Annotated in this window: 22 protein-coding genes; 12 read left to right on the forward strand and 10 right to left on the reverse strand. The window is 70.7% G+C overall.

Annotated elements, in window-relative coordinates; all coding sequences use genetic code 11:
* The first annotated feature begins 760 nt into the window (after positions 1–760).
* The 4 genes from lanL (at position 761) to CG740_RS34175 (ending at position 5,839) form a co-directional block, all read left to right on the forward strand.
* The gene (lanL, locus tag CG740_RS34165) at positions 761–3,433 is read left to right on the forward strand and encodes a class IV lanthionine synthetase LanL (RefSeq protein WP_100579201.1); all 2,673 of its coding nucleotides are present in this window, start codon (positions 761–763) and stop codon (positions 3,431–3,433) included.
* Between the two features lie 67 nt (positions 3,434–3,500).
* A complete protein-coding gene (locus tag CG740_RS40510) occupies positions 3,501–3,656 on the forward strand; it encodes a VenA family class IV lanthipeptide (RefSeq protein ID WP_189389786.1) in 156 nt (51 codons plus the stop codon).
* Positions 3,657–3,770: 114 nt separating this feature from the next.
* Positions 3,771–4,952 (forward strand): ATP-binding cassette domain-containing protein, encoded by a 1,182-nt coding sequence (locus CG740_RS34170; protein ID WP_100579202.1) that lies wholly within the window; start codon positions 3,771–3,773, stop codon positions 4,950–4,952.
* Positions 4,949–5,839, forward strand: coding sequence for an ABC transporter permease (locus CG740_RS34175; protein WP_199846656.1), 891 nt, complete (start codon positions 4,949–4,951; stop codon positions 5,837–5,839). Before CG740_RS34170 ends, CG740_RS34175 begins: the two co-directional genes overlap by 4 nt.
* A 73-nt stretch (positions 5,840–5,912) precedes the next feature.
* Here the strand turns inward: CG740_RS34175 and CG740_RS34180 are convergent, their stop codons facing one another.
* Entirely contained in the window at positions 5,913–6,296 is a 384-nt protein-coding gene (locus tag CG740_RS34180; protein ID WP_100579203.1) for a winged helix-turn-helix transcriptional regulator, read from the reverse strand.
* Between the two features lie 100 nt (positions 6,297–6,396).
* On the opposite strand from CG740_RS34180, the gene CG740_RS34185 reads away from it, so the two are divergent.
* Positions 6,397–7,053 carry an FMN-dependent NADH-azoreductase gene (locus CG740_RS34185; RefSeq protein WP_100579204.1) on the forward strand — a complete coding sequence of 219 codons (657 nt, stop codon included), beginning with the start codon at positions 6,397–6,399 and terminating at the stop codon, positions 7,051–7,053.
* A gap of 202 nt (positions 7,054–7,255) precedes the next feature.
* Entirely contained in the window at positions 7,256–7,912 is a 657-nt protein-coding gene (locus CG740_RS34190) for a GNAT family N-acetyltransferase (protein WP_100579270.1), read from the forward strand.
* Positions 7,913–7,990: 78 nt separating this feature from the next.
* On the opposite strand, the gene CG740_RS34195 is transcribed toward CG740_RS34190, so the two are convergent.
* Together CG740_RS34195 and CG740_RS34200 are read right to left on the reverse strand one after the other, a co-directional pair.
* Positions 7,991–8,206, reverse strand: coding sequence for a hypothetical protein (locus tag CG740_RS34195; RefSeq protein WP_100579205.1), 216 nt, complete (start codon positions 8,204–8,206; stop codon positions 7,991–7,993).
* A 64-nt stretch (positions 8,207–8,270) separates the two neighbouring features.
* The gene (locus tag CG740_RS34200; protein ID WP_100579206.1) at positions 8,271–9,506 is read right to left on the reverse strand and encodes a phosphodiester glycosidase family protein; all 1,236 of its coding nucleotides are present in this window, start codon (positions 9,504–9,506) and stop codon (positions 8,271–8,273) included.
* Between the two features lie 226 nt (positions 9,507–9,732).
* Here CG740_RS34200 and CG740_RS34205 point away from each other — a divergent pair, with 226 nt between their 5' ends.
* Both CG740_RS34205 and CG740_RS34210 read left to right on the forward strand, forming a co-directional pair.
* Positions 9,733–10,080, forward strand: a complete 348-nt coding sequence (locus tag CG740_RS34205; RefSeq protein ID WP_100579207.1) for an STAS domain-containing protein — start codon at positions 9,733–9,735, stop codon at positions 10,078–10,080.
* A gap of 101 nt (positions 10,081–10,181) precedes the next feature.
* A complete protein-coding gene (locus CG740_RS34210; protein WP_100579208.1) occupies positions 10,182–10,670 on the forward strand; it encodes an ATP-binding protein in 489 nt (162 codons plus the stop codon).
* 90 nt (positions 10,671–10,760) lie between these two features.
* Here CG740_RS34210 and CG740_RS34215 read toward each other — a convergent pair whose 3' ends face one another.
* Complete coding sequence (locus CG740_RS34215) at positions 10,761–11,327, reverse strand: GNAT family N-acetyltransferase (RefSeq protein WP_100579271.1); 567 nt, start codon at positions 11,325–11,327, stop codon at positions 10,761–10,763.
* 136 nt (positions 11,328–11,463) lie between these two features.
* Here CG740_RS34215 and CG740_RS34220 point away from each other — a divergent pair, with 136 nt between their 5' ends.
* On the forward strand, positions 11,464–13,302 hold the full coding sequence (locus tag CG740_RS34220) for a gamma-glutamyltransferase family protein (protein WP_100579209.1): 1,839 nt from the start codon (positions 11,464–11,466) through the stop codon (positions 13,300–13,302).
* An 82-nt stretch (positions 13,303–13,384) separates the two neighbouring features.
* Here the strand turns inward: CG740_RS34220 and CG740_RS34225 are convergent, their stop codons facing one another.
* Positions 13,385–14,029 (reverse strand): GNAT family N-acetyltransferase, encoded by a 645-nt coding sequence (locus CG740_RS34225; protein ID WP_100579210.1) that lies wholly within the window; start codon positions 14,027–14,029, stop codon positions 13,385–13,387.
* Positions 14,030–14,139: 110 nt separating this feature from the next.
* Between CG740_RS34225 and CG740_RS34230 the strand changes: the two genes are divergently transcribed.
* The 3 genes from CG740_RS34230 to CG740_RS34240 all read left to right on the forward strand — a co-directional run bounded on the left by CG740_RS34230 (position 14,140) and on the right by CG740_RS34240 (position 16,838).
* Positions 14,140–14,475: a PadR family transcriptional regulator gene (locus CG740_RS34230; RefSeq protein ID WP_100579211.1), complete on the forward strand. Its 336-nt coding sequence runs from the start codon at positions 14,140–14,142 to the stop codon at positions 14,473–14,475.
* Positions 14,472–15,374 (forward strand): hypothetical protein, encoded by a 903-nt coding sequence (locus tag CG740_RS40515; RefSeq protein ID WP_199846657.1) that lies wholly within the window; start codon positions 14,472–14,474, stop codon positions 15,372–15,374. The genes CG740_RS34230 and CG740_RS40515 overlap by 4 nt, the downstream gene beginning before the upstream one ends.
* 267 nt (positions 15,375–15,641) lie before the next feature.
* Positions 15,642–16,838: an acyltransferase family protein gene (locus CG740_RS34240; protein WP_100579212.1), complete on the forward strand. Its 1,197-nt coding sequence runs from the start codon at positions 15,642–15,644 to the stop codon at positions 16,836–16,838.
* 8 nt (positions 16,839–16,846) lie between these two features.
* Here CG740_RS34240 and CG740_RS34245 read toward each other — a convergent pair whose 3' ends face one another.
* The 5 genes from CG740_RS34245 to CG740_RS34265 all read right to left on the reverse strand — a co-directional run bounded on the left by CG740_RS34245 (position 16,847) and on the right by CG740_RS34265 (position 21,192).
* Positions 16,847–18,067, reverse strand: a complete 1,221-nt coding sequence (locus CG740_RS34245) for a metallophosphoesterase (RefSeq protein ID WP_100579213.1) — start codon at positions 18,065–18,067, stop codon at positions 16,847–16,849.
* Positions 18,068–18,194: 127 nt separating this feature from the next.
* Positions 18,195–18,836 carry a hypothetical protein gene (locus tag CG740_RS34250; protein ID WP_100579214.1) on the reverse strand — a complete coding sequence of 214 codons (642 nt, stop codon included), beginning with the start codon at positions 18,834–18,836 and terminating at the stop codon, positions 18,195–18,197.
* Between the two features lie 20 nt (positions 18,837–18,856).
* Positions 18,857–19,252: a hypothetical protein gene (locus CG740_RS34255; RefSeq protein WP_100579215.1), complete on the reverse strand. Its 396-nt coding sequence runs from the start codon at positions 19,250–19,252 to the stop codon at positions 18,857–18,859.
* A gap of 162 nt (positions 19,253–19,414) precedes the next feature.
* Positions 19,415–20,143 (reverse strand): hypothetical protein, encoded by a 729-nt coding sequence (locus CG740_RS34260; RefSeq protein WP_100579216.1) that lies wholly within the window; start codon positions 20,141–20,143, stop codon positions 19,415–19,417.
* The gene (locus CG740_RS34265; RefSeq protein ID WP_100579217.1) at positions 20,140–21,192 is read right to left on the reverse strand and encodes a BTAD domain-containing putative transcriptional regulator; all 1,053 of its coding nucleotides are present in this window, start codon (positions 21,190–21,192) and stop codon (positions 20,140–20,142) included. Before CG740_RS34265 ends, CG740_RS34260 begins: the two co-directional genes overlap by 4 nt.
* Between the last annotated feature and the right edge of the window lie 136 nt (positions 21,193–21,328).

Consider the following 21,328-nt stretch of genomic DNA (forward strand, 5'->3'; position numbering starts at 1 on the left):
CGCTGCACCTCAGTGGCCGGGATCTTCCGCTGAAGCGGCGGGTGCCAACATTCAATACACACCTGATCTATGCCCCATTGATCATTTTTTGATCAAATTCAGGAATGCTCCGGCCGCCCGGTATCAATTGGCTGAACGAATCCAGCGTTGCGAGTTGACGATTCAATATCTTGAGAGGGTGGCCTAAATCAGGCTGGTTTTCAAGGTCGTATCGATGGCCTGGATCGCGACCTCGGCGGTGGAAACCGTGGCGGGATCGCGCTCTTTACCCGGGGCCGGGTGGGGCGCGAAGCTGTGCGACGGGCGGGCCGAGCCAATGCCCCCGATGTGATCGGCCGCTGCCGCTGATCGGCTCGCCGCTTGATCCGAACGGATACGAGGGAACGGCGGACGGAGGGACAGTGCTGCGTGCTCGACAGTGCGTCAACAGCCGTCTGACCAGTGGGTTCGTCGGCAGAATCCGTCGACCGATGATTCATTCGGGCTCGTGGTACCTCTGGAATCCCTACGAAGTGGAGAAATGATCCTGGACCGATTGCTTTCCCGGGGTCGTGAGCGACCGAGGTGGAACATCGAACACGTGAATTATTTCCGCAGATCGGAACCCGTGCGCCTCCATTCGCGCCGGACTGCGCCGTCCATCGCTCAAGTGCCACCGTGCGCCAGCTTGGGCGAGTATCTTCCAGCCGGTTCACGCTATACCTTTCTTCTTACCGAAGGCATATTCCACCAGCGGTTTTAACCGTTGAGAGGGACGCGCATGACGAGTCACGCAACCGAGGTCGATCTGGAAGTTCTGCTGCACCGGACACTACGGGCCGCGGGTATGAGCGAGTGCTGGACGGTCGACGTGGACGAGATGTGGTGCCGCCTTGCGCGCCCGTCCGGTATTCGTCGCCGGCAGGGCTGGAAACTGCATGTCTCCGCGACGGCCGCGTCGGCGCCGGAAGTTCTTGTGAGGGCTCTGAGCGTGTTGGTGCGGGAGGAGTCGATATTCAAATTCGCCCGCTCGCTCGAACAGGTGGGCGCGCTCAACTCCCGTGCCACGCCACGGGGAAGTTCCGGCAAGTTCATCACCGTTTACCCGCCGTCCGACGACGACGCGGCACGAATTGCGCTGGAGCTGCACCAGGCCACCCTCGGGCTGGCCGGCCCGCGAATCCTCTCCGACCAGCCGTACGCTCCACAGAGTCTGGTGCACTACCGCTACGGAGCATTCGTCGGCCGGCGCAGGCTGTCGGAGCACGGTCTGCTGGTGTGGTTCATGGAGGACCCCGACGGCAACCCGGTGGAGGACAAGCGGACCGGCCAGTACTCGCCGCCGCCCTGGGCGGTCAGCCCGTTCCCCGCCTCGGTACCGCTACCACCACAGCAGGAGAAGGCGGCTCGTAGTCCCGTGCTGCTCGGCGGCCGGTTCTCGGTGAGGGAAGCGATCCGGCACACCAACAAGGGAGGCGTCTACCGGGGCACGGACGTCACCACGGGCCGAGCCGTGGTGCTCAAGGAGGCGCGGCCGCACGTCGATGCCGACGCCTCGGGCTCCGACGTCCGGGACTGGTTACGGGCCGAGGCCGGCACGCTGGAGAAGCTCCGGGGAACCGGACTGGCCCCCGAACCGCTGGCGATGTTCGAGACGGGCGGGCACCTGTTCCTGGCGCAGGAAGAAGTACCGGGCGTGCCCCTGCACACCTGGGTCGCCGAGCGCTACCGGGACATCGGGAGCGAGCGCTATCGGGCCGAGGCGCTCGCCCAGGTCGACCGCCTCGTGGACCTGGTGGCCGCCGCTCACGGGCACGGCTGGATCCTGCGGGACTTCACGCCCGGCAATGTCATGGTCCGTCCCGACGGCGAACTTCGCCTCATCGACCTGGAGCTCGCCGTCCTGGAAGGCGACGCCCCGCTCCCGACCACCGTGGGGACCCCCTGCTTCAGCGCCCCTGAACGCCTCGTCGGCGCCCCCGTCTCGCGGACGGCCGACTACTACAGCCTCGGCGCCACCGTGTGCTTCGTACTCGCAGGGAAGGTCGCGAACCTGCTGACCGAGGAGCCGGCCGCCAGGCCTGCGGAAGCGCGATTCGCCGAGTGGCTCACCGCGTGCGCCGGAGTGCTGCGGCTGCCGGAGGGGCTGACCGAGGTGATCCTCGGGCTGACCCGGGACGATCCGGCCGAGCGTTGGGACCCGGCCGCGGCGCGCGAAGCCCTCCGCAAGGTGAACCCCGACAGGCAGGCGCACCCCGCCGCCGACAAGGGACGTACAACAGCGCCCCACGAGGTGACACAGGCCGCGATCACCGGCATGGTGAACCACCTCGTCGACTCGATGACCCCGGCCGACGACCGACGGCTGTGGCCCGTGTCCACCCAGGCGGGGGAGACCGGCCCCTGCACCGTGCAGCAAGGTGCCGCAGGGGTGCTGGCCGTCCTGACCCGGTACTTCGAGGACACCGGGGACCCGCGCCTGCCGGACCTCCTCTCCACCGCGGGCCATTGGATCGCGGCACGCGCCGACACCGCTCCCCTTCGTCCGGGCCTGCACTTCGGCGGCCGCGGCACCGCCTGGGCGCTGTACGACGCCGGACGCGCGATCGGCGACCGTGAACTCACGGACCGGGCCGTGACCCTGGCCCTTTCCCCGCTGGAGTCGACACCCAGTTACGACATCACCCACGGCTCCGCCGGCAGCGGACTCGCCGCCGCCCACCTGTGGCACCGAACCGGCGACCCGCGCCTGGCCGAGCTGGTCGTCGCCGACGCCGACCGGCTGGTTGCCGCCGCGCAGGCGGAGCCCGACGGGGTGAGCTGGCCCGTCCCGGCGGAGGCCGTCTCCCGGGAGGCCGGCAAGCGCTACCTGGGATTCGCCCATGGAACGGCCGGCATCGGCTGCTTCCTCCTGGCCGCCGCCGACGTCTCCAACCGCCCCGAGCACATGCGGCTGGCGCTGGCGGCGGGCGAGTCCCTCGTGGCCAACGCCGTGATGGTCGGCCAGGCCGCCCAGTGGCCGGCCCAAGGCAAGGACGTGCCCACGGCCCCGTACTGGTGCCATGGTTCGGCGGGCATCGGCTCGTTCCTGATCCGCCTCTGGCAGGCCACGGGGGACAAGCGCTTCGGGGATCTCGCCCGCCATGCCGCACAAGCGGTCGTCGAGCGCGCCTCCCGTGCCGCCCTCACCCAGTGCCACGGTCTCGCGGGGAACGGGGACTTCCTCCTCGACATGGCCGAAGCCACCGGGGACCCGGCCTACCGCCTCGTGGCCGACGACCTGGCCACGCTCATCGCCTCCGAACGGGCCCACCGCGGCAGCCACGTCGTCTTCCCCAACGAGCACGGGAAGGTTTCGACGAGCTGGAGCGACGGAGCCTCGGGAATCCTGGCGTTCCTGCTGCGGACACGCCTCACAAGCCCCCGGCACTGGATGGTCCAGAAGCCGGGCTGAGCGACAGGGGCACGCGCCATCGCCGCTGTCGCCATTCACCGAACACCTCACAGAGAAGGAGAAAGTCATGGAGAACCAAGACCTTGAAGTTCTGGCGCACCTGCACGCCCTTCCGGAGACCGACCCGGTTGGCGTCGACGAAGCGCAGTTCGGCGGGACCTGTGCGTGCACCGGTCTGCTGACGCTGCTGAACACCGTCTGCGTCGGAGTGAGCTGTTCCTAGCCCATGAAACCTCCGGCCGGCGGCTGCCCTCGCAGCCGTCGGCCGGAGTGCGGCCGCTGCGGCCGGCAGGCCTGCGGACGACACCCCGTAGACCCCGTAGACGAGGAACCGACCATGCGGCCACATGCCGAAGACGAAGCCCGCACCCGCGCGACCCGCACCGCCGCCACCCTCTCGGGAGCCGCCCCCACGAGCCCGGAGGCCTCTGGAGCAGGAGCGCCGACGGCATACGCCATCAGCACGCGTGGTCTGGTCAAGAGCTACCCGGGCCCGGACGGCACCACCACCCACGCCGTGCACGGCCTGGACCTCGATGTGCACGAGGGCGAGACCTTCGCCTTCCTCGGCCCCAACGGCGCGGGGAAGTCCACCACCATCTCCCTGTTGTGCGCTCTGGCCCGTCCCACAGCGGGCCGGGCCACCGTGGCGGGCGTCGACGTGAGCCGACAGCCGGACGAGGTGCGACGCAGGGTCGGCATGCTCTTCCAACAGAGCGCGCTGGACTCGGATCTGACGGCCGAACAGAATCTGCACATCCACGCCCGCCTCTACGGACTCAGCCGCCGGCACGCCCGCCTGCGTGCCACCGAGACGCTCGAAAAGGTGGGCCTCGCCGACCGGCGGCGGGCGCGGGTGCGTACCTTGTCCGGCGGCATGCGAAGGCGGCTGGAGCTCGCGCGCGGCCTGCTCCACGCACCCCAGGTCCTGTTCCTCGACGAGCCGACCACCGGACTCGATCCGCACGCCCGCGCCCAGATCTGGGAGTACCTGCGGACGCTGCGCGAGCAGCACGGCAACACCCTCTTCGTCACGACCCACTACCTGGAGGAGGCCGAGAACTGCGACCGCCTCGGCATCATCGACCACGGCCGGCTGGTCGCGCAGGGCACGCCTCGCGCGCTGAAGGCGGCGATCGGGGACGATCGGGTGGCGCTGCGCACCAGTGACGACGCGGCGGCGCGGCAGGTCGTCGGCAGGCTGGTGCCGACGGGGCGCGCTCTCACCCTGGACCCCGAAGGGGTGTCGCTGCGGATCCCGGAGGGCAGCACCTGGATTCCCCGGCTGTGCGCGGCACTTGAGGCCCACGGCATCGCCGTGCACGCCGCCTCCGCGACCCCGCCGACACTGGACGACGTGTTCTTCCACCACACCGGGCGCAGTATCAACACCCCGCCGTCCCAAGGGGATCCGCCCGCTGCGATCCCGGGCGTCACCCCGGCAGCCACGACTCCGGGCCGCATCCCGGCAGCCGCGACTCCGGGCGTCACCCCGGCCGCGACCGAGGAGGCCCCGTGACCGCACCTGCTCTCCCGGCATCGGACACCACGGCCCCTTCTGACAGGAACGGTGTCTCCGGCGACACCGGGCGTGAGCGGGTGCCCCGGCTGTGGCACGAACTACGTGCCGTCCACGCGCTGGTCCACCGCGACTTGCTGCGCCTCGCGTCCCAGCCCGTGCACACCGCACTGATGCTGGTCCAGCCGATGCTCTACCTGTTCATCCTCGGGGGTGGTCTGGCCGCCCTGATCCCCAACTCCTCGCTGGGGGGCGGCTACCAGGCCTACCTCTTTCCCGGCGTGCTGATGATGACGGTCCAGACGCCCGCCATCATGGTCGGCATCCGTCTGATCACCGACCGGCAGAGCGGCTATGTGCGCGAACTCCTGATGGCGCCGGTCCACCGCCCCACCCTGCTCCTCGGAACCTGCGCCGGCGGCACCCTTGTCGCCACGGTGCAGGGCGCCGTGCTCCTCGCGCTGGTCGGTGCGATCGGCCTGCCCTACGACCCGCTCCTGCTGCTCATGCTCTTCGGCGGCATGCTGCTGACCTCCTTCACCCTGACGGCGCTGGCCCTGACCCTGGCCGTGAGCCTGGACCGGCCGGAGGTCTTCAACATGCTGCTCGGCCTGGTGATGATGCCGCTCCTGCTCCTGTCGGGCGGCTTCTTCCCGGTAGGGAACCTGCCGGGCTGGGCCCACACCCTGGCCGCCGCCAACCCGCTCGCCTATGGAGTGGATCTGCTCCGCCGCTGCATCGCCGTACGGGTACCGGACCGGACGGCCCCCACGACGGTCGAGTGGTCCGGGTGGCAGCCTCCCTTGCTCCTGGAAGGCACCCTCCTGCTGACCATCGGAATCCTGGCCCTGCTCTGGGCCTCCCACCGGTTCAGCCGCCCCGAGTGACGGCAGTCGCGGACCCGGACCTGGAGATCCGGGTCGTGCGCGAACCCGCCCGCGCCGCGGCCGCGCCGGGGATCTAGGCGGGTGAGCAGCCGCCGGCGCCCTTGAGCAGGTACTTCTCGGCCCACTGGGCCAGTTCCGTGAGAGCGGGCTCCAGTGCCGCGCCCGACTCCGTGAGGCGGTAGCAGACGCGCACCGGCGGACCTTCGTCCACCTCGCGCAGCACGAGCCCGGCGGCGACGAGTTCCATCAGCCGATCCGCCAGCATGCGCTCGCTGATGCCCGGGATCGCCTGGCGCAGATCGGTGAAGCGGTCGAGTCCCTGGGTGAGGGCGGACACGATCAACCCGGTCCACCGCTTGCCGAGCAGCCCGAAGACCTGCGTGATGCCGTCGCCCACGCGGCCGCAGGCTTCCGGCTCGTGTCGCTGCCCGCTGTCGCGCTTTCGCTGGTCCGCCATGGCCTTAAGACTACTACCCTGCCGTGAGGGGGTGAAAAAAAGTAAGTAGCTGTGCTATCAATAGTGGCACACGAAAAGTGCTACCACCTGGGAGATCCTCATGGCCACCCTTCTGCACATCGACTCGTCCCTGTTCCCCGCCGGGGCCTCCGCGTCCCGCGCGGTGACGGATGCCTTCCGCACGGCATGGGAGGCACAGCACCCGGACGGCACGGTCGTCTACCGCGATCTCTCCACGGACCCGGTCCCGCACCTGGACGGCCTCGCCGCCTCCGCCGCGTTCGTCGACCCCTCCGCGCACACTCCGGAGCAGGCGGCCGCCTTCGCCGAGCGCATGAAGCTGGTCACGGAACTGGAGCAGGCGGACGCGGTCCTGATCGGTGCGCCGATGTACAACTTCACGATCCCCTCCACCCTGAAGGCGTGGATCGACCAGATCGCCGTGATGGGCCGCACCGCCGGTCCCGATTCGACGGTCAAGGGTCTTCCGATCACCATCGTCGCCAGCCGCGGCGGCGCGTACGGCCCGGGCACCCCGCGTGAGCCCTTCGAGTACGTGCAGAACCTCTTGGACGCGATCCTGTCCCAAATCATGGGCGCCGAGGTCGACTTCATCGTCCCCGAGCTGACGCTGGCCGCCTCCAACCCGGCGATGGCCGAGCTGATCCCGCTCGCGGAGGCATCCCGCGAGAAGGCCCTCTCGGACGCGGCCGCGAAGGGCAAGTCCCTTGCCGCGAGGGTCGGTTCGGCAGCCTGACCATGCTGCGCCGCCCGGCACCGCCCGGATGGGGGTGCCGGGCGACTGCGGCCGCCGGGGCTTGGCCGACTGCCGTGGTCCGGTCGGGACGGAACCCTCGCCGACACATCAAAAATCGTGTGCCCAAGTGCATCGCCAGGATGCTGCGCCCCCGTGCGAAGGCGGCGAGGCGTTCGACGTACGGTTCCGTCGTATGACCGATATGACCTTCAGCCGCGAGGCGGAGTTGCACTTCCGCCTCGCCACCGAAGCGGACCTGGCCTTCCTTGTGCGTCTACGTGACGACGCCGCCCGATGGATGCTGGCGCAGAAAATCATGGGCCAGTGGCAGCCGGGCGAATTGGACGAGCACCACTTCCGCGATGTCATGGTGAGCGGAGAGGTGTGGCTCGCGGAAACGGCCGATCGACCGGTCGGGGCCTGGGAGTTGTGGTGGGCGGACGAGGACGCCTGGGGGACACAGCCGCCCGAGGCCGGTTACGTCCACCGCCTGATGGTGGACCGAAGCCATGCCCCGCCGGGAACGGGACGGCTGCTGCTCCAGGCCGCCGAGCGCAGGGTCGGCGCGGCGGGGCGGGCGTGGGTACGCCTGGACTGCCTCGCGGGCAACGCGCGTCTGACCGGGTACTACCTGGACGCCGGCTATCAGGTCGTCGGGCGCAAGGAGGGCAAGCCCCAACCCGGCGGCGTACCCAAGTCGTTCACCCTGTTGGAGAAGGCGGTGCCGGCTCCCGACGTGGCAAGGGCATCGGACAGCTCCGTGGTGGCGGTCGACGGCGCCTCACATATCCGTCGGGGCGGTGACCCACGACGGCCCCATGCGGACCCTGCACGCGTTCCCGGGGATGCCGCGCGGTGACAACACCGGACCGAGAGGGCGGTACGGGGCCCTGCGCGACGGCAAACGGCGACGGCGGCGACGGTGAGCCCCCGGCCCTCAGGGGCGTACGTCGTGCTTCTCGTGGTGGTCGGCCGGCTCGGCGCACTGCTCGCCGAAGAGGCTGGTGGTGCAGGGGCCGCCGTCACCCGTGTAGACGTGGTGGCGGATCGGATCAAGCGGGATGCTGACCTGTCCGCCGATCGGGGGCGGTGTCGGCCGGGCGAGCTGCGCCTCAAGCTGGGTGATGCGGTTATGCAGCTCATCGCTGGTCACAGGTCTTCTCCATCAGTCGCGGTCCGTCCGATTCTCCTACCCGCTCAGCCCTCTTCGCCCCTCCCTAGCTCCCCGCTCCGTCGCTGCGGCGCAGGGCGTAGAGAGCGATCCCGTTGGGGACCCGGCGTTCCTGGCCGTGGTCGAGCGTGTTGCGTACGGTGGCCCGTCCGGTGACGGGATCGCGGGTGGTGAGGGTGGTGGATGCGCCTCCGTCGACGTAGGCGCCCTCGTCACAGCCCAACGACCGCAGCAGACGGGCGAGTTCGGCCAGGGTCAGTCCGGTGGCCGTTGATTCCCGGCCATCGGTGGCGATCAAACGCAGCGACCGCCCGTGGTCGGCGACACCGACTGCGGTACGGGGCTCGGCGGTGACGGCGTTCAGACCGGGTAGCGGCTGGCGGTGCTTGAGCAGGGGGTAGGCGCCGAGTGCGAAGGCGAAGGGGATTCGGCTCGTGGAGGCGAGGCGGTAGCCGGCCTCGACCGCGGTGCCGGGGGTGAGCGAGCGCAGCGCTCGGGCGCCCCCTTCGCGGCCGAGGGCGACGGTGGTCCCGGGCGGAATGGGACCGGTGCCGGGGGTGGTGCTCGTGCGTTGGACGCGACCGTGCCGGATGGTCACCTCGAAGACCTTGTGGGTGCAGGGGGCCGCCCGGTTGTGGTCGGTTCCGCAGACGGCGCGGGCACGTGACACGCTGCCCCACTGCGAGGTGAACAGGCCGATCGCCCCTTCGGGGAGCGCGTACTGGTTGAGGCCTCGCACCGGCAGTGTGGTCCGCGCCGTACGGAGCTGACCGTGCAGGGTCAGGCGCCCGGTGCGGGCTCTGCCGTCCGTTCCGACCCCGAGGACGTCCTCAGCGGTGTCGCCCGGGGGCAACGCGCCACCGAAGCGCTGGCCTTCGGGGACGGCGGCCTTCAACGGCCGGCCTTCGAGTACGGAGGCTCCGGAGGCGGCGCCGGTGGCGGGGACGCCCGGATGCTGGTCCTCGGTGATGTGGAAGAAGTCCCCGTTGACCGCGGCGACGGCTCCCTGGCGTTCGGCCATGACGGACACGGGTGCGCGCTCGGCGACCGCCCCGGGGTACAACAGGCCGGCCCGTACTCCGCGATGTCGAAGGTCGACGGTCAGCAGATGGATCCGGGTCGGTCCGTGCGCGGTGGTCAGGGTGAACGCGCGGTACTCGACCCCCGGGGCGATGCGCTCGACGGCGCTCGCGTCGAGGGGAGTGGTCGCCTGCGCGGGGCGGGCGGTGCACAGGGAGAGGGTGAGCAGAAGGACGGCGGCAGCGACGCGGGCCCGGTTCATGCGCCCAACATCCCGCCGGCCGGTGCCTGGTGACTACAGGCGTGACACAAGCATGGCTGATACCACCCGCATGGCACGGCCCTTGCCACTCGCTCGGCCCGGTGATCGGGTCCGGGCCCTCCGGGGGCTGTTGGGGCCTGCGGCCCAGCTCGCGCGTCAGGCCTCGGGGACGCAGGAAGGCGGGGCACCTGTTCGGCCGGGGAGCGCGGGGTGTGAAAATGGGCCCATGCAAGAGGCTTCCGATGGCAATATCCACGTCATTCGGCACGGAGAGGTCTTCGTCATCACGTTGAGGGGGGAGGTGGACCACGATGACGCCCCGGCGCTCCAGGCGGCCTGGGACGCGGCCGATCACGCGATGCTGCCCACCACCGCCCTGGACCTCTCCCAACTGGTCTTCGGAGACAGCATGCTCCTGAGCGCCCTCCTCAAAGCCAAGCATCGCCACGATGCCGACGGCCGCGACCTCATTCTCCTCGGCCCCTTGCAGCCGGCCGTCCACCGGCTCCTCGACGTCAGCGGCACGCTCGATTACTTCACGATCGCCGACACCGGCCCCGCGCCGATCAGCTAGCGCATGACTCTCATGGACAGCACGGTTGGGGGTAGGCGAATGCTTGCGAGAGACGACAGCTTGTGATGAAACGTCGATCAAGGATTTACGGAAACAGCTCCATGGTCGCTGCCCTCGAAAACCGCGCATCAATCGAACAGGACTCCGCGGTGCCCCTGCGATACAGCACCGCCTGGCAGACGACCGAGTTTTCCATCGCCGATGCGAGAACGGCCGTGCGCATGCTGCTCCTCCAAGCCGGTCACAGGCCCGACGCCCAACCCTGCCTGGATGCTCAGCTCGTCGTGAGCGAACTGGTGACCAACGCGCTGCGCCACGCACCGGGCCCGGGCAGCCTCGCGCTGGAAGTGAGCCCGGGCGCGGACCTGTTGGAGATCACCGTCCGCGACGGCTCCCCGAATCCGCCTCGACCCCAGGCACCCGATGCGGGGCGGATCGGTGGACACGGTCTGCTGCTGGTCATCAGGTTGTGCGAGCAGCTGCACACCAGGACCCTGGCGTCCGGCAAGCAGATCATCGCCCGCCTCTCTTTGGGCAGCGCCGCGGCCGCCACTGACGGCGATGACGACGATCCGACAACGATGCGGTGATCCGGCTCCCTCGATCTGCTGAGCGAGGCCACGGGGCCATGGCCGACCGCCATTGCCCTTTCCCTGGCCCCGCTACTCCAGCTACTCCCGCTATTCCTGCGGTTCCCACTGCTCTTTGGTGATCTCGAAGCGCACGCCTCCCTGCTCGGAGCCCTCGACTCTCTCCATGCCGGGCGGAGTGGGGATGGCCTTCGCGAGTTTCATGTCGAGCTTCTCCATGACATTGCGCGAGGGACGGTTGACGACCATCGTCTCGGCCCAGACCAGGCGTACACCGAGCTCCGTGAACGCCTTGCGCAGCAGGGCCCGCGAACCCTCGGTGGCATAGCCCCTGCCCCAAGCCGCCTGGCGGAGCCGGTAGCCGAGTTCGACCTCCTCCAGCGGGCCCTGCGGCTGCGGACGCAGACAGAACCAGCCGATGAACGCGCCGCCCTCCTTCTCGTGCGCGGCGAACAGCCCGAGCCTGCCCCGCCACCGCTCGTAGCCGGCGAGGATGTTGGGCAGGCTGCGCTCGCGGACAACCTCGGGGGCGGTGGGCATGCCCCCGCTCAGGTAGCGCATCACCGCGGCGTCGCTGTCCAACTCGATCAGCAGGTCCGCGTCGTCGGCAGTGAAGGGGCGCAAGGTCAGGCGCTCGGTCTCCAAGTAGGTGTCCACCGAGCCGATCATGCACAGGCGGGGCGGACAGTTCAATGGTTCCGCACGGGACGGGGGAGCCACGGCACGGGCCGGAATGCCATATTCGGACGGTGAGTTGATGTCCCGGCACCGCGCAGCAGAGAGGTGGCACCGCATGTTCACGACCCGCCCCACCCTTCAGGGAACCTTCGGCATGGTGTCCTCCACGCACTGGCTGGCATCCCAGTCCGCCATGGCCGTCCTGGAGGACGGTGGCAACGCGTTCGACGCCGCCGTCGCCGCCGGTTTCGTCCTGCATGTGGTCGAGCCGCACCTCAATGGTCCGGCGGGAGAGGTTCCGATTCTGCTGGCCCCGGCGGACGGTGAGGTCAAGGTGCTGTGCGGGCAGGGGGTCGCTCCGGCCGGGGCCACGATCGAGCACTACAAGGGACTCGGCCTGGACCTGGTACCGGGTACGGGCCCCCTGGCGGCCGCGGTGCCGGGCGCCTTCGACGCGTGGATGCTGCTGTTGCGCGACTACGGCAGCAAACCGCTCGCCGACGTGCTGAAGTACGCCATCGGCTATGCGGAGCACGGGCACGCGCCGGTCGAGCGCGTGGGCGAGACGGTGGCGACGGTCCGGGCCCAGTTCGAGACGGAGTGGCGTTCCTCCGCGGCGATATACCTGCCGGACGGCAGGCCGCCCCGGCCTGGCGAGTTGTTCCGCAACCCAGTACTCGCGGCGACCTGGAAGCGTCTGGTGACCGAAGCTGCCGGTGCGGGGGACAGGGTTGCGCAGATCGAGAGGGCTCGGGAGATCTGGCGATCCGGCTTCATCGCCCAGGCACTCGTGCGCCAGGCTCAGCAGCCCACCATGGACACCAGCGGAGAGCACCACACCGGAACCCTCACGGCCGCGGATCTGGCGGACTGGTCCGCGACGTACGAGGCTCCGGCGGTCCACGACTGGCAAGGATGGACCGTCTGCAAGCCCGGCCTGTGGAGTCAAGGACCTGCGCTGCTCCAGCAACTCGCGCTCCTGCCCACGCAGTTGCCCACTCTCGGCTCGGCCGAGTACACCCACGTCCTCATCGAGGGATGCAAGCTCGCCATGGCCGACCGCGAGGCCTGGTATGGAGATGCGGCCGACGTGTCCCTGGAGGACCTGCTGGCACCCGCGTACAACGAACAGCGGCGGTCGCTGATCGGCCCCGAGGCGTCCTACGCACTGCGGCCCGGCAGTCCCGGCGGGCGGACACCGCGGCTGAGCAGGCACCTGCGCGAGGCCGGGGTCGCCTCGTCGGGCCACAACCTCCTCGGAGCGGGGGAACCCACGGTCGCCGGTGGTCCGTTGGGCCACGGCTCGGGCACCGGCTCCGGGGAGCCGACCGTGGCGCAGGACGGTGCCACGGTTGGCGATACCTGCCACCTCGATGTCGTGGACCGATGGGGCAACATGATTGCGGCCACGCCCAGCGGGGGCTGGCTCCAATCCAACCCCGTCGTTCCCGAACTGGGCTTTCCACTCGGTACGAGGCTCCAGATGGCCTGGCTGGACCGGGGACTCCCGAACTCGCTCACCCCCGGCCGCCGTCCGCGCACCACTCTCAGCCCGACCGTAGCCTTGCGCGACGGAGTGCCCACGCTGGCCTTCGGCACTCCGGGAGGCGATCAACAGGACCAGTGGCAGCTGCACTTCTTCCTCGCGGTCGCGCTGCGTGGCGAGGTCAGGGGCGGCCTCGACCTCCAGGGTGCCGTGGACGCGCCGAACTGGCACAACGAGAGTTTTCCGAGTTCCTTCTTTCCCCGCGGCATGCGCCCCGGGCTGGTCGCCGCCGAGTCACGGATGAAGCCGGAGGTGGTGGAGGAGCTGCGCCGACGAGGCCACGACGTGCTGGTGGGGGAGCCCTGGTCGGAGGGCAGGCTGTGCGCGGTCGCTCGCGATGTGCGTACGGGAGTCCTGTCGGCGGCCGCGAATCCGCGGGGGATGCAGGGGTACGCGGTCGGCCGTTGAGCGGTTACAGCGGTTACAGCTGTTCAGCGGGTGGGGCGGGCAGGCCAGGGGGACTGCCCGCCGGTGATCCGGGCGAAGGGCGCTAGCGGATGCCGAGGACCGCCAGGCATTCCTCGACGCCGGTCAGTTCGATGTCGTCCCGTCGGACGCGTGACCAGTCGTCCCGGGTGAGGCGCCACTGCTGGATCCGTGCCGGCTCGCCGCGGCGGGTGTCCCAGTCCGTGCCGTTGGGCTGGTAACCCAGGCCACGGGAAACGCGGTTGGAGGCTTCGTTGTCGGTGAAGGCGTCGCTGCCGGCCTCGCGTGCGGACAGTCCGGCGAAAGCCAGGTGCAGGATGGCCGCCCGCATTTCCTTGCCGAGCCCGCGTCCACGGCTGCCCGGGGCCAGCCACGAGAAGCTGGACACCGTGCCGAAGCGTGTGAAGTTCGTGCCGATGAGATCCTGCATTCCGACCGGTTCACCGTCAACGAGTACGGCGAAGTACAGCCGCCACGAATCCTGGCTCACCCGGCCGCGACCCGCCCAGATGGAGCGCAGCCATTGCCATTCGCGCTCGGGGCTGTCCGCGTAGAACGAGATCGGATCGTCGAACGGCCACGGCTCGGCGTCGGCCACCCCGGCCCGTACGAGCGGCACGAGCCGTTCCAGCAACTCGTCGGACGCACCGGCCAACGTCAGGCGCGGTGTGCGGACTTCGACGTTCAGCGGGGGATAAGTGTGAGGCACGCCGGGACCCTAGCCAGTCGGTCCCGCGCGCCGCATCCCGTTTTCCGCGAGGCCGGCCTTCTCAGGGGCCCGGCGCCGCTATATGCCGGTCAATGACATATGGTGGTGCCATGACTGACCGGGCAATGCAGGAACCGACCCTGCTCCTTCTCACCGCGCTCGCGGACGAGCCACGTCACGGCTACGCGATCGCGCGTGAGGTGGAGGTGATCTCGGGCGGCCGGGTGAAGCTGCGGACCGGCACCCTGTACGGGGCGTTGGAGCGGCTGTTGCAACAGGGGCTGATCGAGGTGCACAGCGAGGAGGTCGTCGACAGTCGGCTGCGGCGTACCTACACGTTGACCTCGCCGGGGCGCACCGTACTCGCAGGCGAGGCGGAGCGGATCGCGGCCACGGCGCGTGAGGCGACCCGGCGCCTGGGAGTCGGCAAGGCGGCCACCGCGTGAACCCGGTCCTGCTGCGCCTGTATCCCGCCGGCTTCCGCCGTGCCTTCGGCGACGAGATAGCCGAGTCCTACCGGGAGGCGACCGCGGGGGCGGGGTCACGCGCCCGCCTCCGTGAAGCCGCCGACGTCGTCGCGCACGCCCTGCGGCTGCGCCTCGGCATCGGCTCCGCGCACTCCGCCGGACGGCTCCTGGCCACCGCGGCGCCCTTCAGCCTGGCCGCGACGGCCGCATACGCCGCCTTCAACCTCGTCGGAAGCGCGGGCGACTGGTACGTCATGCGCACCGCGGGGGCCGCGGGTGACGCCGGGGCGCTGACGACGCTCATGAACGCCGGCTATCTGCTGACCCTGATCGGCGCGGTGGTCGCACTCACCGGGCGTCATGTCCCCGGAGTGCTGGCCGCGATCGTCGGGGCGGTCGGCAGTTCGGTGAGTTTCCTCTACCCGGTCTGGCTCACTCCGCCCGACTTGAGGTGGGAACTCGTGGGTTTCCTGCTCGCGCCGGTCCTGATCGCCGCCCTTCCGCTGGCCTGCCCGCCCGACCTTCGTCCGGCCCGGCGCGTGCGCGGGGCGCTGGGCGTGCTCGTGCTCGCGGTGTGGGCAGTCCTCCTGGTGGCTGCCCTCGTCGTGATCGATCCGCTCGGCATCGGCCTGCTCATTCCCTGGCGTTTCGGCGTCCCCGTGGTCGCGGCCCTGGCCCTGGTGGGCCGTCGAGCTTTTACCGGCATCCGTACCACAGGCCAACTCGCCGTCGCGGCAGTCCCGTTCATCGTGACCATGTACTTCTCGGGCTGGGTGCAAAGCGACGAGATCTACACCGTCATCGGCGCGCTCGCGGCCACTGCCGTGGTCCTGCGAGTGCGTCGCCGCAGCGCCCCCGACCGGATCAACCCCGCCTGATCCACGGCCTGTTGTCGCCCGACGGCCGACTGCCGATCACAGGACCTCGGCCCGCGAAGCGGGTCCTGAAGCTCGGCGTGCGAGGGATCGGGCCACGCGGCTGACCAGTCGACCGGCGCCAGTGATTCGGCTCGTGGGCGTGGCCGCCCGCACCCCTCATGCCACTTCTTCGGCCGCCTCTTTCCCCGGCGGTCCGAAGCGGCATGCCCATCTTCCCTCCGCATCAGCGGCCGGAGCTCGTCCGGCCGCCCCACCACAGGAGTTCCGATGCCCGCGTCCGTGACCGCGTCCGTGCCCGCTGCCGAACTGGGCGCGGCCGCCCGTTCGAGCCGCCTACGCCGGGCAGCGGGGCCGCGCACGTCCCGGGCGCCGAGCGGGGCAGGACGACTGGCCGCCGTCGATGGACTGCGGCTGTTCGCCGCGGCCGGCGTTGCGGCCTACCACTACCTGGGCACCCCCACTCCCCGCTTCTGGGGCGAGACCTACGACCTGCCACAGGCTGCGCCCCTGCTGCATGCGATCAGTGGCTACGGCTGGCTCGGTGTCGAGGCGTTCTTCCTCATCAGCGGCTTCGTCATCTGTATGAGCTGCTGGGGCCGCACTCCGGCGCAGTTCGCCGTGTCACGCATCGCCCGCCTCTTCCCGCTGTACTGGGCCGTCGTGCTGATCATCGTCGTGATGGGCACCGTCACCGTGCTCGTCGGACAACGGTCGGGCGCACCCACGGATCTGCGCACCACGCTCGGCAACCTCACGATGATTCCGCAGCCGCTGGGCGTGGACTTCACCGCGGGGGTCGCGTGGACGCTGTGGGTGGAGGCCCGCTTCTACCTGCTCATGGGCGCGCTGCTGCTGATCGGCCTGACCTACCGACGCGTCGTGGCCTTCGGGCTCCTCTGGCTGGTGCTGGCGTCCGTCGGCCGTGAACTGCACTCCACCGTCGTGGACGAGTTCCTGCTGAGCCAGTACGCGGGGCTGTTCGTGGCCGGGATCGCGCTCTACCTGATGCACCGCTTCGGCCACAACCTGCTCCTGTGGTTGCTGCTGGGCTTCGCCTGGTGCTACACCCTGACCGTCCTTGAGGACCGCGTAGCCACCCACTCCACTTCCAACTGGGGGCTGAGCGCGACCGTCCTCACCGGCTTCCTCGTACTCCTCGCCCTGGCCTGCGGCCCGCTGCGCCACCTCCAATGGAGGGGCCTCGTCCACGCCGGCGCCCTGACCTACCCCTTCTATCTGGTGCACCAGAGCCTCGGCATACCCGCCACCCGGGGCGTCCTCAAATCCGTGCCGGGACTCGGGCTGCTCCCCTCGATCGCCGTCGGCCTCAGCTTCTCCCTCCTCCTGGCCGCCCTCCTGAACCATCAGGTCGACCGGAGATTCGGCCGTGCCTTCCGGCGCCACCTGACCGCCGCCCTCGACCCCGCCCCCGTGGCTCCCGACCGGCCGAGCCGAGGGGCCTAGCCGTGTCCTTAAGACGAGGGGGCCGCTTGCGGGGAGCGGAGTACGAGCAGGGTGATCTCGCTGGGGGCGAAGACACGGAAGGGCGGGCCCCAGAAGCCGGTGCCGCGGCTGGTGTAGAGGAGGGTGCGGGCACCATGGCGGCTGAGGCCGGCCAGGGCGGGCTGGTCGATGCGGACCAGATGGTGGAAGGGCCAGATCTGGCCGCCGTGCGTGTGGCCCGAGAGCTGGAGGTCGACCCCGCCGGCCGCCGCCCGGTCGACGAACTTGGGCTGATGGGCCAGAAGCAGGACGGGGTGATCGGGGTCGGCGCCGTGCAGGGCTCCGGCGAGGTGGGCGCGGTGGCCGGCCAGGCCGGAGGACTCGGCGGTGACGTCGTCCACCCCGGCCACCACAAGGGTGTCGCCGCCGCGTTCGAGCAGCAGATGGCGGTTGCGCAGCGGCTCCCAGCCCAGCTCGTCCATCAGGTCGACCCAGCCCTGGGCCTCCCCGTAGTACTCGTGGTTGCCGGTGACGTAGACCCGGGCGCGCGTCGCCCGCACGGTGGCGAGTGGGGCGGCCTGGGCGCGGCGGCGCTCGGCCGTACCGTCCGCGATGTCTCCGGTGTGGCAGACCAGGTCGGCGTCCAGCGTGTTGACCGTCTCGCAGACCCGCGCCGACCACCGGGCACGGTCGAGTGGGCCGTAGTGGGTGTCGGTGATGAGGGCGACCCGCGTGCCGTCCAACCCGGCTCCCAGGCGCGGCAGTTGTACGTCGAGGCTGCGTACCCGGGGGACACGGCGGGCCTCGGCGTACCCCCAGGCGAGCAGCACGGCGGCGGTGCCGAGGACCGCCCAGGTGACGCTCCGGGCACGGTCCTGGCCGTCGCCGACACCGGCCACGGTCAGGGCGAGCCGCAGCAGGATGCCGAGCAGGACCGACCAGGTGAACAGGACCCAGATGGCGCCCAGCAGGGTGTCCCCGACGATCGCCGCCCAGTCCTGCTGCCGCCGGCCGTGACCGCGGATCATCGCGAGCGGCATGCCGACCAGGCCGAGGGCGAACAGGGCGGTTCCGGCCAGAGTGACGGGCAGCGGCCACTGCTGACCGGCGTACAGCAGCACCCAGCAGGGCACGGTCCAGAGGAGGATGGGGGCGATCAGGGGCAGCCAGCGCATCACGCGGCGCAGCCGGCTCGGCTTGGGTTCGTCCGCCGCGCTGTCCGCGGATCGGGTGTTGCTGGTGTCGGTCACGCTTCCCCTCCTCCATCAACCAGGTCCTCGGTCAACCGGGCTGCCGTTGCGCGCACTGTAACCGGTTGTCCTCGGCCGGCCGGAGGAGCGGTGCTCGTGGGGTCGCCCACGAGGTGGTCGACGCGTGCTATCCGAGGGACGACTCCACGCGGGCGGCGAAGTCCAGCACCGCGCGGGAGCCGAGGGACCAGGCGCGGGCAGTGGGGCGATGCAGGGTCTGGACGCGTAGGACCGAACCCTCGGGGAGCGGCTCGATCGCCAGCCGGCTTGCCGCCTGCCAGGTGTGGTTCCGGTCGGGGCCGGCCGTGGCGGGTGTCAGCGCACGGGCGGCATCGAGGAGGGGCGTGTTCCCGTTGAGGCGGCCCGCGACCGCGGGGTCTCCCTCGAAGTGGCCGGGGGCGCCGCCGCCGGGGACGCTCAGTTCGAGCGGAGAGGGAACCGGTGGGGTCAGCGGCACCGCGTACCAGAGGTGCCCCAGTCCCAGGCTACGGCGGATTCCCGAGCGGCCGGTCAGGACGGAGGCGCGCAGTTCGAAGGGCCGGGGGGACTGGGCGTCGATGTAGAGGAAGCAGTGGGTCGGCGCGGGCATGCCGCTGAGTCGTGGGCGCGGCGGGAGCAGGCTTCCGGCCGGTGTGCCGGTGCTCTCGGCCGGCAGGATCGTGCTCAACGGCGTTGCCGTCAGGGCGAGTTCGTCTGCCAGTGCGGTGGTGATGTCGACGGCGGCCTGCTCGGGGGTGGCGTTCCGGCCGGTCCAGACTGCGGCGGGCATGGGCGGTCTCCTCCGCTCGGTCAGGAGAGGCCGGCGGCTTCTTGGCGGACCCTGGCCGCCTGCTGGCCTTGGCCTCCGGCGTCCAGCAGTTCGCTCAGCCGCCCGAGGGCCGCCCTGCGTTCCGCCCGGAACCGACCCGGCCGGGCCTCGGTGAGCCTGCGCCAGGCGTCGGCGGCTTCCCCGGCTCGGGCCAGCGCTTCCGGAGCCCGCCCGTGGGTGGCCAAGTCGTCGCGACTGAGGTCGAGTTGCTGGGCCTGCCGGAGCAGAACCTGGGTCGGATCCGCGACGGGAACCGGCGCGGCGGCCTCCTCGCGGGCGACCCTGCGCCTGCGCACGGTCACGCTGATGTATCCGACCAGGGCGATGAGTGCGCCGGTGATGAGCGCGGAGACGAGCTTGTGCAAGAGATCGTTCATGGGGGAGACCTGTTCACTCGACGTGGAGAGGATGGGCGTCAGTGGATACGCGTCAAGCGCGCTGCGGGTGCGCGACCGGCTGTTCGGCGCCCCGCCCCACTGTGGCGGGGTGTGTTGAAATGGCGATGAAACCCCGATGCGGGCGGACCCGCCCTGCGGAGGTCAGGGGGCGTCCCCGCCGCGGCAGTGTTCGACAAGGGCCCGGAGCACGAAGACGTTCGGGATCCTGGACAGCGGCGGGCCGAGTCTGTGCCGACGCCCGTCGACGGTGGCTGTGAGGAACCCCCCGGCCGCGCCCACCCGTTGCACCTGTGACCACGGCCACGCCGTGCCCGCGTCCTGGTGTCCGATGTGCTCCGTGGTCAGCCAGACGTCACCGAACCAGACACGCTCGCCCCGGTGGAGCGCGGCCAGGGCGCCGGGCAGCAGGGCACAGGTGATCGCCCGTTCCGCCACGCGCTCCCAGCCCTGCGGGTCACCTCCGCCCCCGGGGCCGCCGTACAGCACCAGGCGCTTGCCCGCGACGTCGCTGAGCGTGTGGATGACGGTGGCGCCCGCGAAGGAGGAGCCGCGGCGCCCGGTGCTGTGCTGGAACACCGAGGTGGTGTCGTACCGGACGACGTGGACACGGCCCTTCACCACCACGGTCATCCCCTGCGCATACAGGTCGAGTCGGGCGCTCGGGCTCGGGCTCGTCGTGGCGGAGGGGCCGTACCGGGCTCCGGCCGACAGACGACGGATCGCCAGGTGGCGGCCGATGCGGGTAAGGGGGCGGTACGCGGTCGCGGTGTGGGTGGCCAGCCGTCTGCCGAGGCGTGCGCGGCCGGCCGCCGCGGAGATCCGTGCCAGGAGCAGCTCTTCGTCGCGGGTACGCGAGGTCGGTCCCGTCATGGCGCGGCCGGGGAGAGGCCGCCGTCGCCTCCGAGCATGATCGTCCGGTGCGTCCGCCGTAGGAGGCGGCTCGGTGCCACTCCCAGCTCGTCGGCCAGCCGGCGCCGGGTGCGCTCGAACACGCGCAACGCGTCGGCCTGCCGCCCGCTGAGGCAGAGCGCGCGCATCAGCATCGCGCCGACGGGCTCGTCCAGTGGCCGGGCCGCGGCCAGCGCCGACAACTCGCCGACCGCCTCGGAGTGACGGCCCAGCCTGAGTTGCAGATCCAGCTTGCGCAGCGTCAGGCCGGTCCTGTGCTCAGTGAGCCGCAGCCGCTCCAACTCCGCGAACGGGCCCGGCAGTCCGGCCAGCGGCTCGCCGCGGAACAGGTCCAGCGCCTGGGCGCAGACCCCTGCTGCCTCGGCCAGTTCGCCGGACCGCTCGGCCGCAGCGGCCGCACCGGCCAGTTCTTCCATGCGCGTTACGTCCACCTCGACCGCGCCGGGGACCAGCCGGTAGCCGCACCGGTCGTGCCTGATGACCGAATCCGTACCGTCTTCCGCCTGGAGGACCTTGCGAAGCCGGTAGATGTAGACCGGCACGACCTTGGTGAGCGGGGGCTCCATCCCCCAGATTCCGTCCAGGAGTTCATCCTTGCTGACCGTGCGGTCCCGACACAGCGCCAGCCGCGCCAGCACGGCCTGTTGGCGGAGGTGCCCCAGGTCCACCGGCTGCCCGCCGCGCCATGCCCGCAGCGGGCCGAGCAGGGAGATGCGCACCGGCCGTTCGCGGACGGCCAACCGCCGCACGGGAAGGACCGGCACCCGCGGGCCACGGCCGGGAACGACCAGCCCGCTGTCGAAGGCGTGGACGATGGCGGCGGCCCGGTCCCGCAGCCCGAGCTTGGTGAGGATCCCGCGCAGGTGGACGTCGACCCCGCTCTCCGAGAGGGCGAGGGCACGGGCGATCTCCTGGTCGGCCAGACCGCAGCCGACGGCGCGGAGCAACTCGCGCTCCAGGCGGGTGAGCTGGGGGACGGCTGGACGGCCGAGGGCCATGGTCGTCGGCATGCGTGCGCTCCTGGCATGAGGGGGCGGGCGTTGCCGTCGACGTTGGTCACAGGGCGGGGAATCGGACAGGCCGACCGACCGGCCGTATGCGGCCGGTGGCCACGCTAGAGTCCCTCACCTGGGGAAATCGACGTGC

This window comes from Streptomyces sp. CB01201 (assembly GCF_002803085.1).
Classification (GTDB): Bacteria; Actinomycetota; Actinomycetes; order Streptomycetales; family Streptomycetaceae; genus Streptomyces; species Streptomyces hundungensis.